This is a genomic window from Pseudoalteromonas sp. UCD-33C (assembly GCF_001306895.1).
Lineage (GTDB): Bacteria > Pseudomonadota > Gammaproteobacteria > Enterobacterales > Alteromonadaceae > Pseudoalteromonas.
This window is the reverse complement of the sequence record NZ_LJTB01000001.1, coordinates 612982-628592: the sequence shown is the minus strand read 5'-3', so window position 1 is coordinate 628592 and position 15611 is coordinate 612982. Positions and strand designations below refer to the sequence as shown.

General features: G+C 42.0%; 16 protein-coding genes. 2 read left to right on the top strand and 14 right to left on the bottom strand.

Annotated features, from left to right (window positions below; all coding sequences use genetic code 11):
• Positions 1–32 precede the first annotated feature (32 nt).
• Positions 33–920, bottom strand: coding sequence for a TIGR03899 family protein (locus AOG26_RS02765; RefSeq protein WP_054561113.1), 888 nt, complete (start codon positions 918–920; stop codon positions 33–35).
• The gene (locus tag AOG26_RS02760; protein WP_235575457.1) at positions 889–1395 is read right to left on the bottom strand and encodes an SRPBCC family protein; all 507 of its coding nucleotides are present in this window, start codon (positions 1393–1395) and stop codon (positions 889–891) included. The genes AOG26_RS02765 and AOG26_RS02760 overlap by 32 nt, the downstream gene beginning before the upstream one ends.
• A 259-nt stretch (positions 1396–1654) precedes the next feature.
• On the opposite strand from AOG26_RS02760, the gene AOG26_RS02755 reads away from it, so the two are divergent.
• Together AOG26_RS02755 and AOG26_RS02750 are read left to right on the top strand one after the other, a co-directional pair.
• Complete coding sequence (locus AOG26_RS02755) at positions 1655–3850, top strand: bifunctional diguanylate cyclase/phosphodiesterase (protein WP_054561111.1); 2196 nt, start codon at positions 1655–1657, stop codon at positions 3848–3850.
• Positions 3851–3971: 121 nt separating this feature from the next.
• The gene (locus AOG26_RS02750; RefSeq protein ID WP_054561110.1) at positions 3972–6149 is read left to right on the top strand and encodes a YgiQ family radical SAM protein; all 2178 of its coding nucleotides are present in this window, start codon (positions 3972–3974) and stop codon (positions 6147–6149) included.
• 78 nt (positions 6150–6227) lie between these two features.
• Here AOG26_RS02750 and mgtE read toward each other — a convergent pair whose 3' ends face one another.
• The 12 genes from mgtE to AOG26_RS02690 all read right to left on the bottom strand — a co-directional run bounded on the left by mgtE (position 6228) and on the right by AOG26_RS02690 (position 15595).
• Positions 6228–7586 (bottom strand): magnesium transporter, encoded by a 1359-nt coding sequence (gene mgtE, locus AOG26_RS02745; protein WP_054561109.1) that lies wholly within the window; start codon positions 7584–7586, stop codon positions 6228–6230.
• 211 nt (positions 7587–7797) lie between these two features.
• Positions 7798–8070, bottom strand: coding sequence for an HPr family phosphocarrier protein (locus AOG26_RS02740; protein WP_054561108.1), 273 nt, complete (start codon positions 8068–8070; stop codon positions 7798–7800).
• A 13-nt stretch (positions 8071–8083) separates the two neighbouring features.
• A complete protein-coding gene (gene rapZ, locus AOG26_RS02735; RefSeq protein ID WP_054561107.1) occupies positions 8084–8929 on the bottom strand; it encodes an RNase adapter RapZ in 846 nt (281 codons plus the stop codon).
• Entirely contained in the window at positions 8930–9382 is a 453-nt protein-coding gene (gene ptsN, locus AOG26_RS02730) for a PTS IIA-like nitrogen regulatory protein PtsN (protein WP_054561106.1), read from the bottom strand.
• Between the two features lie 3 nt (positions 9383–9385).
• A complete protein-coding gene (gene hpf / locus AOG26_RS02725; RefSeq protein WP_054561105.1) occupies positions 9386–9673 on the bottom strand; it encodes a ribosome hibernation promoting factor in 288 nt (95 codons plus the stop codon).
• Positions 9674–9700: 27 nt separating this feature from the next.
• Positions 9701–11197: an RNA polymerase factor sigma-54 gene (locus tag AOG26_RS02720; protein ID WP_054561104.1), complete on the bottom strand. Its 1497-nt coding sequence runs from the start codon at positions 11195–11197 to the stop codon at positions 9701–9703.
• 115 nt (positions 11198–11312) lie between these two features.
• Positions 11313–12038: an LPS export ABC transporter ATP-binding protein gene (lptB, locus tag AOG26_RS02715; RefSeq protein WP_054561103.1), complete on the bottom strand. Its 726-nt coding sequence runs from the start codon at positions 12036–12038 to the stop codon at positions 11313–11315.
• Positions 12035–12556: a lipopolysaccharide transport periplasmic protein LptA gene (lptA, locus tag AOG26_RS02710; RefSeq protein WP_054561102.1), complete on the bottom strand. Its 522-nt coding sequence runs from the start codon at positions 12554–12556 to the stop codon at positions 12035–12037. The genes lptB and lptA overlap by 4 nt, the downstream gene beginning before the upstream one ends.
• Positions 12546–13100 (bottom strand): LPS export ABC transporter periplasmic protein LptC, encoded by a 555-nt coding sequence (lptC, locus tag AOG26_RS02705; protein WP_054561101.1) that lies wholly within the window; start codon positions 13098–13100, stop codon positions 12546–12548. Before lptC ends, lptA begins: the two co-directional genes overlap by 11 nt.
• Positions 13097–13648 carry a 3-deoxy-manno-octulosonate-8-phosphatase KdsC gene (kdsC, locus tag AOG26_RS02700; protein WP_054561100.1) on the bottom strand — a complete coding sequence of 184 codons (552 nt, stop codon included), beginning with the start codon at positions 13646–13648 and terminating at the stop codon, positions 13097–13099. The genes lptC and kdsC overlap by 4 nt, the downstream gene beginning before the upstream one ends.
• 3 nt (positions 13649–13651) lie before the next feature.
• Complete coding sequence (locus AOG26_RS02695) at positions 13652–14623, bottom strand: KpsF/GutQ family sugar-phosphate isomerase (protein ID WP_054561099.1); 972 nt, start codon at positions 14621–14623, stop codon at positions 13652–13654.
• Between the two features lie 3 nt (positions 14624–14626).
• Positions 14627–15595 carry a calcium/sodium antiporter gene (locus tag AOG26_RS02690; RefSeq protein WP_054561098.1) on the bottom strand — a complete coding sequence of 323 codons (969 nt, stop codon included), beginning with the start codon at positions 15593–15595 and terminating at the stop codon, positions 14627–14629.
• Positions 15596–15611 lie beyond the last annotated feature (16 nt).

The following is a 15611-nucleotide window of genomic DNA, read 5'->3' as shown; positions in this document are numbered from 1 at the left end:
CGAGTTTTTCGGTTTATATTTAGCTGGCAGCTTTATTTTAAAGTTTGCCAGCTAACTTCAAATTCATCTTCTAATGATGTTGAAAGTATCTGCTTATAAGCCTTATTTATTGGCGATGCGATTAGCTTTCTTAACTCGTCGCCCGTTTGTGTAAATTTATAATAACTGAGTACTAAGTCATTACTTTTTGCTTTTAAAACCAAGCGTTGATTCATAAAGCTCAGTACTAGTTCTTGGCCTGCTTTTAAAACCGCTGATTCGATTTCTTTTCGATACAGTAAGTTAATATCCATCAGAGTAAGAATATCAGGAAAGCTAACAGGGGTTTTCCCTAAATTAAATGACACCTTGTTACCTTTTCTAAGTAAATCAAACAGCGAAGGCTTCTTGTAAAAGCCGAGTAAAATTAAGTGGCTGTTATCTTTTTCATTGAAGCCACACAGTGATGTACAGCGCTGAAGGGCATCTGCTTCGCGCTGAGTCATGTGTTTAAGTGTTTGTAGGCTTTTAATCGAAAAGGTGCCCGGTGACACGGTTTCACCTGCGAGTATTTTTGCCCATAGCTTTTGCATTGAAGAATTAGCTGTGTCTTCACATAAACTAATAAAGCGCTCTATCCAATCAAAATCTGGCTGTTGTTGGCCTGTGACATCGGGGCAAAACGCCATAGCCATCGCCATAATAGTTTCGATATTTTCTTGGCGTTTAATGAATTGAATTTCTTGGCGAGTTTGAGCGCGCTCTAAAAGGCTTGCTTGCGCTTTAATTTGATAAGCTAACTGCTGTTGACCTTGTGCTGAATAGCTGTCATCACCAGCATGGTTGATCCTAGCCGATGATGCCTTATGAATAGGGTAGCCAAGCTGGTTTTCTATGATATTAGCAAGATTAACTCTCGCCTGAGCTGCTTTCACTGTCATCGGTCACACTGTCCTTGCCTGTTGTTGCTAACTGCGCATGAGTTTTGATGTTATTGAGCGCCAGTTTTACTGTGTTATTGAGAATATACTGGCTTAGTAAAGCAAGGTAGCCACCAATAATAGGGGTGTTGACCTCACCTTTTAATGAACACTCAATGTTAACGTTATCGCCTTCAGGTAAATAGCGAATTGTGCCTTGGGCAATGTGTTCTTTATTAAATAAGATATTAAATGAAAGCTGGCTGTTGTCGAGTTGGGTGATGGTCATTTCACCTTCGCCAAAGCGACTTTGCCAAAATTGATGTGCACCTACACCTTGGCTAGGTTCTGCAATGGTAAATTTAATACTCGGGTCGACAGCCTGCCATGGTTGCCATTTAGGCCATTGATTAAAGTCGCCTATAAGGCTTGCAATCTCAGCACTACTCGCATTCACTTTAATTGATTTGTGAACAGTATATTGCGGTGAAAGCATGAGCCCAATCACAAGTGAGATCAGAATGCTGATAAAAATCGCTTTTAGGGTAAAAATGAGTATTTTAATAATCTCACCTCAGGCAATTGTTTTATAACTTTCATAACATTATACGTAACATAGACTATAATCTGTTTGATACTATATAAGCTATCACTAATGTATCATAGTTAAATAAGTGATAGAATTTTGAGCATCGCTGTAAAATGGAGTGGCGCCATAGTTACAGTATTACGGGGATCACTCTAAGGAATTATTAATGGCATCAGAGAGTAACGACTTTTTGTTTAGTGACCAAGATGACGAACAGTTAGTGGATGAAACTGTCTCTGATTTTTGGGACGTATTAATTGTCGATGATGATCCAGAAATACATTCAGTTACTAAGCTTGCCCTCTCAGGCGTAGAGTTTTGGGATAAAGGGCTGCGATTCCATCATGCCTACTCAGGTGCAGAAGCGCTCGAATTACTTAAAAATGACCATACGATTTCGGTAATACTCCTTGATGTGGTTATGGAGTCAGATGACGCTGGCTTGCAAGTTGTAAAGCAGGTTAGAGAGTGCCTTAATAATCACAATGTGCGCATTATTTTACGTACCGGACAACCAGGCTATGCACCTGAAGAAAAAGTGATCCGCGAATACGATATTAACGACTACAAAACAAAAACAGAACTAACACGTAGTAAACTTATCACCGCCCTTGTAACGGCTATTCGATCTTATGAGCAAGTATGCCAGCTCGAATTTCAAAGCCGCGCGTTAAATAATATTTTGTATGCATCTAAGGCTATTCTTGGTTTTACTGATATCAAAGCCTTTTCAATGGCAGTGATTAAGCAGCTCTCAATTATTTTAGATTGCGAACCGCAAGGTTTACTGTGTGGCTCTATCGAAGATGATAACCAGGTTTATGTTTTAGGTGGTTGTGCTGAATATAATGAGTTTATTGGCCAGGGTATTGAGCAGCTTGATGATGGCCGTATTATCATGCAAGTTAATAACTGCCTAGCCCAAGGTGAGCATCAGCACACCGATGTAGACAGTACGTATTTATTAAAAAGCAAAAACCGCCAAGCAGCTATTTACTTAGAAACCGAGCACACACCAAGTCCTTCACAACTACAATTTGCAGAGATATTTTTAACCAATGTCAGTGTTGGTCTTGATAATGTTAGGTTGTTCAACCGTTTACGTGATGCAGCTTATAAAGATGTTTTAACTGGCTTATCGAATCGTAATGATTTCATGAATAAAGTGGAGCGTTACTACCAGCCGGGTAAAAGTGACTATGTCTTTTTATTAATTGATGTTGCGCAATTCTCAGATATTAATAATGGCTTAGGCCAAGAGATTGGTAACTTATTACTAAATGCCATTGTTGATAGACTACATCAAGAATACCCAAATGCAAAGCTGCTATCGCGCATTGGTGCAGATGTGTTTGGCTTACTGTTACCCGTTGGTGAATGTGATGTTGAGCTACTACGCGAGCATTTAAGTTTGCCGTTTAATGCCGGTGAACACATTTTACCAATCAACTTTAATATTGGCCTATGTTATCAAGGTGATTTCTTACAAGCAGGGATCGAGACCTTAAAGCTGGGCTACATTGCGCTTAACCAAGCTAAAAAACAATCTTCTGAAATGGTGGTGACGTATACCCCAGACATGGAAGAGAAAATGGCTTGGCGTTTAGGGATCATCAGACAGCTTCGTCAAGATTTTGAGCAGCGTAAATTAGAGGTTTGGTTTCAGCCACAACTTGATTTAAATACACTTGAAATCATTGGCTGTGAAGCGCTACTGCGTTGGCCGTCAGGTAATGGCCAGTATATTTCGCCGGCGATTTTCGTTCCAATGGCTGAAGATGCCGGTTTAATTGTTGATATAGGGCAATGGGTGCTAGAGCAAGCATGTATGCAGCAAAAGCGCCTCGAAGCAATGGGCTTTGCAATTAGCATTGCTGTGAATGTTTCAGTGCCGCAGTTTAAAGTTAAAGGCTATGCGCAGCAGGTTAAAGACACTTTAATTAAGTACGATGTAAAGCCGCAATTTATTGAACTCGAAGTGACCGAAAGCGTGGTAATGGATGAGCTAGCTAATGTGATCACCACATTAAAAGAGCTTAAAGAGTTTGGTATCGAGATTGCGATTGACGACTTTGGTACAGGGTTCTCATCGTTAAGTTACTTGCAAAAACTTCCGCTAGACAGACTTAAAATAGATCGCGCCTTTATTAAAGATTTACCAGGTCAAGATTGTCAGGCGATTGCTGCGTTAATTATTTCTCTTGGTGCAAGGTTAGGCTTAAAAACCATAGCAGAAGGGGTCGAGACACAAGCGCAAGCAGATTATTTAGCCCAGCTTGGCTGTGATGAAGTGCAAGGCTTCATGTATGCTAAGCCTATGCCAGAAAAAGAGTTAATTACCTACCTGCAAGCTAAACAATAGAAAGTTTCAACAAAAGCATATTAATTAAACAGCGCCCTCCCATGTGAAGGGCGTTTTGTTTTCTATAATAATCTATAAGACTGAGGTATAATTCGCCCCTTTTGTTAGCAGAGTACACTTTATGAGCGCATTAAAAGCCGAGCGAGGCCTGTTTTCTTACCCTAAGTATTGGGCTGAATGCTATGGCACGGCGCCATTTTTACCAACCACTCGTGCAGAAATGGACGCGTTAGGCTGGGATAGCTGTGACGTGATCATTGTCAGTGGTGATGCGTATGTAGATCACCCAAGTTTCGGTATGGCTGTGATAGGGCGTATGCTTGAGTCACAGGGTTTTCGTGTGGGTATAATTGCACAGCCTGATTGGAACTCAAAAGATGCCTTTATGGCGTTAGGTAAGCCTAACTTATTCTTTGGTGTTACAGCGGGTAATATGGACTCGATGATCAACCGTTATACTGCTGAAAAGCGTATGCGTCATGATGATGCTTATACGCCGGGTAACATAGGCGGTAAACGTCCTGACCGTGCGGTAGTTGTATACAGCCAACGCTGTCGCGAAGCTTATAAAGATGTGCCGCTGATCATTGGTGGTATTGAGGCGAGTTTACGCCGTATTGCTCATTATGATTATTGGCAAGAAAAAGTACGCCGTAGCGTATTGTTTGATGCCAAAGCTGACATTCTAATTTACGGTAATGCTGAGCGCCCACTTGTTGAAGTTGCCCACCGTATTGCCGCGGGTGAGTCGGTAGAGACAATTCAAGATATTCGTGGTACTGCGGTTATTCGTAAAGAACCATTACCGGGTTGGCGTGGTAGTGACTCAACGGCAATAGATAAAATAGGTAAGATTGATCCAATTCCAAACCCGTATGGCGCAGATGATGTGGGTTGTAGTAAATCTGAATTTAAAAAAGCAGGTATTGATTTAAGTGCCGAGGCGGCTAAGCCAATCACTATTCAGCCAGCTCGTCCTAAGCCTTGGGAAAAGACCTACGTTAAGCTGCCAGCGTATGAGCAAGTAAGCGTAAATAAACCGCTTTATGCCCATGCCTCGCGTATTTTGCACCAAGAAACAAACCCAGGTTGCGCCCGTGCGTTATTTCAACGCCATGGCGATCGTTCTATTTGGGTTAACCCGCCTGCATTTCCGCTTGAAACTGAAGAAATGGATGGCGTATTTGGTTTGCCATATCAGCGTATTCCACACCCAAGCTACGGCGATGAAAAAATCCCAGCCTATGAAATGATTAAAACCTCGGTGAACATCATGCGTGGTTGCTTTGGTGGCTGTTCTTTCTGTTCGATTACAGAGCACGAAGGACGTATTATTCAAAGCCGTTCTGAGCAATCAATTATTGATGAAATTGAGCAAATTCGTGACAGAGTACCGGGCTTCACTGGGGTTATCTCTGACTTAGGTGGACCGACAGCGAATATGTACAAGTTGCGCTGTAAGAGTAAAAAAGCAGAGAGTACATGCCGACGTTTATCATGTGTTTATCCTGATATCTGTAAGCACATGGACACGGATCACACCCCAACTATTGAGCTTTATAAAAAAGCCCGTGATGTAAAAGGTGTAAAGAAAATTTTGATTGCGTCTGGCGTACGTTATGACTTAGCTGTAGAAGACCCTCGCTATGTAAAAGAGTTGGTTACCCATCACGTAGGCGGGTACTTAAAAATTGCCCCTGAGCATACTGAAGATGGTCCATTGTCTAAGATGATGAAGCCGGGCATGGGAGCTTACGATAAGTTTAAAGAGCTATTTGATAAATACTCAAAAGAAGCGGGTAAAAAGCAGTATTTGATCCCGTATTTTATTTCTGCTCACCCAGGAACGAAAGACGAAGACATGGTGAACATGGCGTTGTGGTTAAAGTCTAATGACTTTAAGCTTGATCAAGTGCAAAACTTTTATCCATCGCCGATGGCCAATGCAACCACGATTTATCACACTGAGATGAACTCGCTGCGTAATATTAAGAACAATACTGAGCAAGTGCCTGTTCCAAAAGGCGCACGCCAGCGTCGCTTACACAAAGCGATTTTACGTTACCACGATCCTGCTGGTTGGCCGATGATCCGTGAAGCACTAAGAAAAATGGGCAAAGCGAATCTAATCGGTAAAGGGCCGAACTGTTTGGTACCTGAAGAAGGTCGTAACGAGAAAGCTGCTAGAGGAAAGGGCGGTAAAGGCCGTGCGGCACTGACTCGTCACACCGGTTTTAGCCAGTTTAAAAAGGCCAATACCAAACCTCGAGTAGGTAAAAATAAGCAGCGCGCAAAGTAAATAGATATAAATACGGCCCTTTAAGGGCCGTTTTTATTTATACCAATTCGCTTAACTAAGTATTATTGCGAATTGGTATTAGATCAATAACCAAGTCGCGGTGCCTAAAAAGGCAAAGATACCAACAATATCAGTGACGGTTGTCAGCACTACGCTCCCTGCAAGGGCTGGGTCAATTTTCATTTTCTTAAGAATTAATGGAATGCTCGCACCCGCAATACCAGCGGCAACAAGATTCATAAACATTGCAAAGGCCAGCACTGCGCCGAGTTTAAAGTCCCACTGCCATAGGGCAACCACACCAGCAATTAATATCGACCAAATAATGCCATTCAGTGCGCCAATCGCTAACTCCTTAAGTAATAAGAAGCGTTGGTTGGTTTGGTTGATATGACCAACCGCTATACCACGAATAACCAGAGTTAGGGTTTGGCTACCCGCAACACCCCCCATTGAAGGGACGATACCATTGAGTACCGCTAAAATAGGCAAGATTGCTAAGGTGTTTTCGAAAAAGCTTGCCACAATGGCTGCTAACAATGCGGTTAATAAGTTAACCCCAAGCCAAATAGAGCGACGCTGCGAACTTTTTAGCACTGGCGCAAAGGTATCTTCTTCGTCGTCAAGACCAGCGAGGCTTAGCATGCTGTGCTCTGCATCTTCACGGATTACGTCAACGATATCATCGATGGTAATACGACCAAGCAAGTGAGCGTTATCATCCACAACAGGCGCTGAAATCCAGTTGTGACGCTCGAACAGTTGCGCTACATCACTTTCATCCATAGAGATTAGGATTGACTCACAGTCTTCATCCATTAAATCACGAACAATTTTATCTGAAGGACTGGTCAGCAATGTAGTTAATGAAAGCGCGCCTAAAAAGCAGTTATGCTTATCAACTACATATAAGTCATCGGTACCCTCTGGTAGCTCACCTCGTAAGCGTAAATAGCGCAGTACAACATCGAGAGTAACGTCAGGACGAATGGTGACCGTATCGCTGTTCATCAAGGCACCGGCTGAGCGCTCTTGATAAGAAAGTGCTTGAGTTGCTCTCTCTCTATCTTGCGAATCCATGGCACTGACAACGTCTTGATATACGGTATCAGGAAGACTACGTAAAACCTCACCTAAGTCATCGTCGTCCATATCTTCAGTGGCAGCAGCAATGTGCTCAGGCTCCATCTGGGCAATAATGCCAAGACGTACATCTTCAGAGAGTTCTTCTAGAACATCACCACGGACATCTGGATCAACCAGCTGCCAAAGCATACGACGAATTTTATGGGGAGAAGATTCAAGTAAAAGGGCTGTATCACAAGGTGCCGTTTTGGCTAACATACCGCGCACTTGAACAAATTGACCACTATTGAGTGACTTGGTCACTTGTTTGAGTTGTTGTAGTGGGTAATCTTGTTCAAAGGCTTCTGGCATTGGCGTCCTTACAACTGAAAAAAGTTTAAATAGGCTAAGCAAATACAGCATAGTTGCTTTGTAGTGTATTTGCAGAGATATCGTCGCACTGCGATAAATTTATTAAGAGTTTTGTAATTTAGAAAAGCGAGCGATATAAAAGTAGGATATTTAAAGGGAATTTTAAATATCCGAATTAAGTTTACCGTAAACCTTGAAGTCTTAGCAAATGCTATTCTTGCTCGTGGAAGCGTTGTGCAATTAATTCGCCGATTGCCGTTAATGCAGCATCGGCGTCAGGGCCTTCGCACACAACGCGAACTTCTTTACCCTGACTACTTTCAAGTAGCATTAATGCTAACACGCTGTCGCCTTCAGCTTCTTTATCATCTTGATAAAGCGTAATTTTGGCATCAAATTGCAGTGCTAATTGCGCTAAAACAGTAGCAGCACGAGCATGTAAGCCAAGTTTGTTTTGAATTAAAAAGGTATCTTCAGCGTGCATTGTTGGTGCCTAATTAAATGTCTTGTTCGCGGTGGCGAATTTTTACATTAGCATGGCTTTTGGCAAAGCTCTCACCAATTGTTTGCGCTAAGTAAACAGAGCGATGCTGGCCGCCGGTGCAACCAATAGCAATGGTCAGGTAACTGCGGTTATTACGCTCTAAATGTGGCAACCAAGTTTGCACAAAGGTTTGTATTTGCCAAGTGAACTTTTGCACTATGCTGTGGCTAGCTAGGTAATCTTTTACTGGTTGATCAAGGCCAGTTAGTGGCTTTAAATCAGGTTCCCAGTGTGGGTTAGGTAAAAAGCGTGCATCAAAAACGTAGTCAGCTTCTTTTGGAATACCATGCTTAAAGCCAAACGACATAAAAGTAATAATTAGCTTTTTATCTTTTTTACCTAAAATCTTTTCGCGAATTGATTCTGCTAACTGATGAACACTTAGATCAGTGGTATCAATCATAAAGTCAGCGCGAGTGATCAACACATCAAGCAGGATTTTTTCTTGTTTAATGGCCAGATCAAGCGGCAAAGAATCAATAGATAGTGGATGCAAGCGGCGTGTTTCTGAAAAGCGCTTGATCAGAGTTTGGTCATCACTGTCTAAATAGAATAGTGTTGGGTTTGCGAAACCTGGCAGGTACTCAAGAATATCATTAAATTCTTGCTGCTCTTTCGGTAAGTTACGTACGTCGATACTGACCGCTATTTTATCGTAGTTATCAGACACACTACGTACGAGCGAAGGCAGTAAATTAACCGGAATATTATCAACGCAATAATAGCCTAAGTCTTCAAGTACTCGTAAAGCGACCGATTTACCTGAGCCTGAGCGACCGCTGATAATTATTAATTCCATTTATGCCTCTGCTGATATGACCTGAAACAGTTGCTGATCGGTAGTAGCACTACGCAGCTGTTTACAAAACTCTTTATCTTTAAGTCTATCAGCAATTGTTGATAAGGTCTTTAGGTGAAGCTGACAGTCACCATCTGGTACGATGAGTGCCACAAAAATATCAACTGGACGATTATCAATTGCATCAAAATTAATAGGGGATTCACTCACTATCACAAATGCATGAGGCTCATCTGCGCCGCTCATTCGGCCATGTGGAATAGCAATACCTCGGCCAATGCCGGTGCTACCTAGTTTTTCTCGGTTGAGTAAAGCATCTAGGATATCTTGTTGCGATAAATGAGGAAGCTGCTGGTGGGCCAGTTCGCTGATATATTCAAGAATTCTTTTTTTGCTATTAAAAAGGACCGCAGCTTTGCTGCAGTCCTGGTTAGTAAGTGAACTTAGTTTCATAATTTAATGTCGAGCTAATTTCTCTTTGTGTTTAATGACTTGGCGATCAAGTTTATCGACCAGTGAGTCAATGGCTGCGTACATATCTTGATGTTCTGTAGAAGCGAATAATTCGCCTCCGTTTACATGTAAAGTTGCTTCTGCTTTTTGGCTTAATTTTTCTACATCTAGAATGACATGAACATTATTAATATGGTCAAAATGCCTTTCTAGTTTCGCAAACTTGGTGTTTACATAGTCTCTTAATGAATCTGTGATTTCTACATGACGACCAGTTAAATTTAGTTGCATAAGCATTTTTCCTTCTATGTAAAACGTCTAAATCAGACTCTTACGCTGATTAGACGGAGGTATTGCTAGAGACTCACGATATTTTGCAATTGTACGTCTAGCTACTTTAATTCCTTGCTCAGCCAATATATCTGCAATTTTGCTATCACTCAATGGTTTAGCTGAGTTTTCTGCAGCGACTAACTTCTTGATTAAAGCGCGTATTGCTGTAGAAGAACACTCACCACCATTTTCGGTGCTGACATGGCTTGAGAAGAAATATTTCAACTCAAAAATACCCCGTGGGGTATGCATATATTTTTGCGTTGTTACCCGTGAAATCGTCGATTCATGCATTTCGACCATTTCAGCAACATCATTTAGCACCATCGGCTTCATTGCTTCAGGGCCATGTTCAAAGAAAGCTTGTTGTTGTTGAACGATACAGTTGGTCACCTTTAATAGCGTATCGTTACGGCTTTCTAAGCTCTTAATAAACCACTTTGCTTCTTGTAAGTGAGAACGAATAAATTGGCTGTCGCTACTTGATTTAACTGAGCGAGACATAGCTGCATATTGGCTGTTCACTCTAATCTTTGGCATACAATCTGGGTTTAACTCGACTACCCAGCGACCTTTTACTTTTTTCACTGATACATCAGGTATGACGTACTCAGACTCTTCGCGTACTATGCTATCCGCAGGCTTAGGGTTTAAGCTGTGGATGAGCGTCATCACTTCTTTAAGCTCGTTTTCTTTAAGCTTAGTCTTTTTCATCAAAGTTCGATAGTCGCGACTCGCTAATAATTCGATATGCTCAGATAAAACCATTTTAGTTTCAGCTAAATATGGCGTATCGGCATCGAATTGGCGTAGCTGAATGCACAGACATTCTTGTAAACTGCGCGCGCCAATACCCACAGGATCAAATAACTGAATTCTTTTTAAGACCGCTTCGACTTCATCAAGTTCGATTTCTTCTTCATCGTTATTTTGATTAAAGCTTTCGACGATATCTTCACAGCTTACCGTTAAAATACCTGAATCATCGATAGCTTCTACAATTGCGACAGCAATCGCTTCATCAGTAGGGCTAAATGGCGTGAGCTGTAATTGCCACATTAGGTATTCGTGAAGAGTTTCGGTTGATGCACCTTGATAGATAGACTCATCTTCAGGCATTGGCCCTGATGATGTTGAAGGGGCGGCACTCATGTACTCATCCCAAGTAACATCCATGGCTAAGTCATCGCTTACGGTGTCTTTATTGAGAGCATCACTACTTTCTTGCTCGTACTCGCTAGGTGCTTCTTCGGCAGACGCGCTGACTTGCACATCGTCAGACTCCGCTTTTTGCTCATTCTTGCCGGTGCTTTCTTCATTGTAATCCGCTTCTTCCACTTCAAGTAGGGGATTACTATCAAGCGCTTCTTGAATTTCTTGCTGGAGATCCAATGTACTGAGCTGCAACAAACGAATAGCTTGTTGCAGTTGTGGAGTCATTGTAAGTTGCTGGCCCATGCGCAGCTGTAATGATTGCCTCATGTATCCCTAACAATCCTTTTAAAGTTATCGATAACTGTGCAAACACAGTTAAGTCATTATCGATTTATTGTCATTGTTATTAGTCTAGCAGATGCTCTAGTCGCTGGCGTAATGGTTACAGCCTGAATTGCTCGCCTAGATATACATCGCGTACAGTTTGGTCTGCTAATACGTGCTCAGGTGTGCCTGATGCAATTAGCTCCCCATGAGAAACAATGTAGGCTTTTTCACAAACATCAAGGGTTTCTCGAACATTATGGTCAGTAATTAGTACACCGATACCACGATTTTTTAGGTGCTCAATAATTTTCTTTATATCTAACACTGAAATCGGATCAACACCAGCAAAAGGCTCATCTAAAAGAATAAATTTAGGATTAGCGGCTAATGCACGGGCAATTTCAACGCGGCGGCGTTCACCACCTGACAGCGCCATACCTTGGCTATCGCGAATGTGTTGGATGCTGAATTCATCGAGTAAGCTATTTAGTGTTTCTTCGCGACCTGCTTTGTTTAGATCTTTGCGGGTTTCTAAAATAGCCATCAAGTTTTGGTAAACCGTTAACTTTCGAAAAATTGACGATTCTTGTGGCAGATAGCCGATACCTAAGCGGGCACGATTGTGCATTGGCAAAAGGGTAATATCGTTATCATCAATGCTGATTTTACCTTTGTCGCTTGGGACTAGGCCTACAATCATATAGAAGGTGGTGGTTTTACCCGCACCATTTGGGCCAAGCAAGCCAACAATGCTGCCCGCTTCAACTTCAAGACCGACATTTTTAACCACTTGGCGGCCTTTATAGCTCTTAGCTAAAAGCTCTGCTTTTAATGTACTCATGGTTGGCCTTTATTGTCTTTTTTATTTTCAACAGGCACTAAAATAGTGTGTACACGATCTGTTGAGTTTTCGTCTTTTTCAGCACTGATCAGCTGCTGTGCCATATCATAGGTAATGCTTTTTGCTGTCACTTTTTGACCAGCTTGAGTAACTTCAGCTTCACCATTTAAGGTTAAGAAGCGTTTTGCAACATCATAACGAACTTCTTCGGCGCTGGCGCTCATCACGGTGCCATCAGTTTGCTTTTCTTCGAAGTAAGCAGGCTTACCTGTGGCAATAATTAACTCTACTGTACCCTCGGTGTCACCGCCGTGTGCTTCAAGGCGTTCAGCGGTAATACGACGATTACCATGCACGATCTCTACGTTACCTTCAAATATGCCAACGCCATCTTTTAGTTTACCTACTTGGCGATCTGAGCTAATGCTAATTTGAGCGCCTGTTTGCTCGGCAGCTGCGCCCGAAAAGGCAATCAATAAGCTTGGGATCAGGAGTAATTTCTTCAGTTTATTGGTCATAGTATATGGTTCGTGTATGGTTAGTTAACTCAACAATTTCGGTTTTTAAATCGGCTTTTAAGCCTTTACCGGTAATCTTTAAATTCGGTCCTGTTAGTGTCACAGGTTGCTTAGAAAACATGGTCATTTTATCAATATCGACATTAATGTTTTCTGCTTTTATATCTTCAATCATGCCGTTGTGGGTTAAGTTTTTAGCAACTACATCCCCTTCAAAAATCAGCTGATCGTTTTCATACAATGTGGCTTCTTTGGCTTTTACTTGCCAAACATGCTGGTCGCCATAAATAGTAAAAATAGGTTGCTCAAAAAAGGTAAACCCTAATTGTTGATACAACTCCATTTTAGCAGCAGCCACTTTATGACTAATTTTGCCTTGCTCATCATACGCTGTTTGCTTTAACGCCACAGCAGTGTAATCAGGTGTTGCGATGATCTCGTCTTCACTAGTTATTGTGTCTGTTGATTGGTTAAAGTACGGGTACCATAACCACACCATGCAACAAACAAAAACAATACTCAGTAAAATACGGGCTATATTCATGCGCTGGTTCCATCGCTAGTTAACGGCTTACCGTTTTCTAACATGAGTAAATCAGTTAATTCACGCACAGCTCCAAAGCCACCTGGTAATAATGTGGTGTAATGAGCCAGCTTTTTAATCAGTGGGTGTGCGTCGTTTACAGCAACAGCAAACCCTACTTTTTCCATTACTGGTAAGTCTGGACCATCATCACCAATATAGGCAATTTGTTCATCAGTCAGCCCCAGTTTATCTTTTAACTCTTGATAAGCAATCAGCTTATCTTCTTGTCCCTGATAAATGTGCTGAACTGTTAGGCTAGTCATTCGCTGCTGAACTATTTGTGAATGGCGGCCAGTAATCACAGCCACTTCAAAGCCACTATTAATGAGCGCTTTAATACCAAAGCCATCTTTAGTATTAAATGCTTTAAGCTCTTCGCCATCATTACCTAAATAAATTCGGCCATCAGAAAAAACACCATCTATATCACAGATTAGCAATTTTACTTTTTGTGCGCGCTGACTCACATCAGGGCTAAGAGGCTGGTATAGCTCGGCGAATGTCATTGCTTAAAGAACTCCTGCTTTTAATAGGTCTTGCATATTAAGGGCACCAATTGGCGTATTACTTTGATCTACCACAATTAAACCATTGATACGTTTACGTTCCATAATATTTAAAGCTTCAGCTGCAAGCATATCAGGGCGAGCAGTTGTACATGAACGAGTCATCACTTGGCTAATTGCCGTGTTATGGATATCGGTGCGCTGTTCTAAAATACGGCGTAAGTCACCATCAGTGAATAATCCGACTAACTTTTCATCTGCACCAATCACCGCGGTCATACCAAGGCCCTTGGCTGACATTTCGATTAGTGCGTCTTTAATGCTTTGGGTTTCGCTAACGATTGGCGTGGCGTCGCCTGCGTGCATCACATCATCTAATATAAGCAATAAACGTTTACCTAAGCTGCCACCCGGGTGCGAAAGCGCAAAATCATCGGCTGTGAAACCACGGGTTTCAAGTAACGCAACCGCTATTGCATCACCCATAACCAAGGTCGCTGTGGTACTTGCAGTTGGCGCAAGGCCTAATGGACATGCCTCTTGGCTTACTTTAATGCACACATGTACATCAGACAGTTTTGCCATGGTTGAGTCTGGGTTGCCTGTTAGTGAAATCATTTTTGCGCCAATGCGCTTGATAACAGGAATAATGCTAAGTACTTCGCTGGTTTCGCCTGAGTTCGAAATACACATCACCACATCATCACGGGTGATCATGCCTAAATCACCGTGGCTTGCTTCGCCAGGATGAACAAAAAATGCCGGTGTGCCAGTACTTGCAAGGGTCGCCGCAATTTTATTACCAACGTGGCCAGACTTGCCCATACCAATCACAATAATACGACCTGTACATTGGAACATTAATTGGCAAGCGTTATCGAAATCTTGATTTATATATTGCTCAATTTCTTGTAAAGCTTGTGCTTCAATTTCGAGTACGCGCTTACCCTGCGCGATAAAGCTAGGTTGTGTCATTAATTATCCTACTTGGCTGAAAATATAGCCCTGATATGCAATAAATGCGATTAACAAGAAGCAACCTTCTACTCTATTGATACGACGAGCACCTTTAAAGTTCAATGACATGGCAATCAATACAATCGTTGCTGCAATCATGATAAGTGCATCGCGGTTTGCCGCAGAAGGGTCAATAATTGATGGGTTGATAATACCCGCAAGTGGTAATACGGCGAGTAAATTGAAAATGTTTGAGCCAACGATATTCCCGAGCGCTAAATCGTCTTCGTTCTTTAATACCCCAGCAATACAGGCCGCCAGCTCTGGTAGGCTGGTACCAATAGCAATTATGGTTAAACCTATTACAAGGTCTGATAGACCAAAATATTTCGCAATATCAACGGCTGATTCAACTAAAAAGTGTGAACTAATTGGTAATAAAATCATGCCGATGACTAACCAAAATACGGCAGATTTGGTACTGACATCATTCGGAACATCTTCACATGCTTCGCTGACAAATGGGTCATCTTGGTTTTTAGCACGCAGAGAAACAATAACTAAACCACCAATAAACACAGCAAAAGCAATCATCAAGGCAATGCCTTCAGCGAACGAAAAATAGTTATCTGAGAACACATACCAAGCGGCTACTGAGATTAACAGTACCAGCGGCATTTCGCGTTTAAGTGTCATTGAAGATACTGAAAGAGGGCGTAGTAAAGCTGTGACACCAAGTACAAGTAAGATGTTAGTAATGTTAGAACCGACCGCATTACCTACCGCAGTATCTGTTTTATCAGCAAGTGCTGCCGACGCAGATACCATCATTTCAGGGGCTGATGAGCCCATAGCAACAACGGTTAAACCAATGATTAGGGTGGGGATCCCCATATTTTTTGCGAGTGCAGCCGCCCCATAAACAAACCGATCGGCACTCCAAACGAGTGCAGCAAAACCAATAATTAAAATGACAAAAGAAGTCACCATTGTGATACGCCAACAT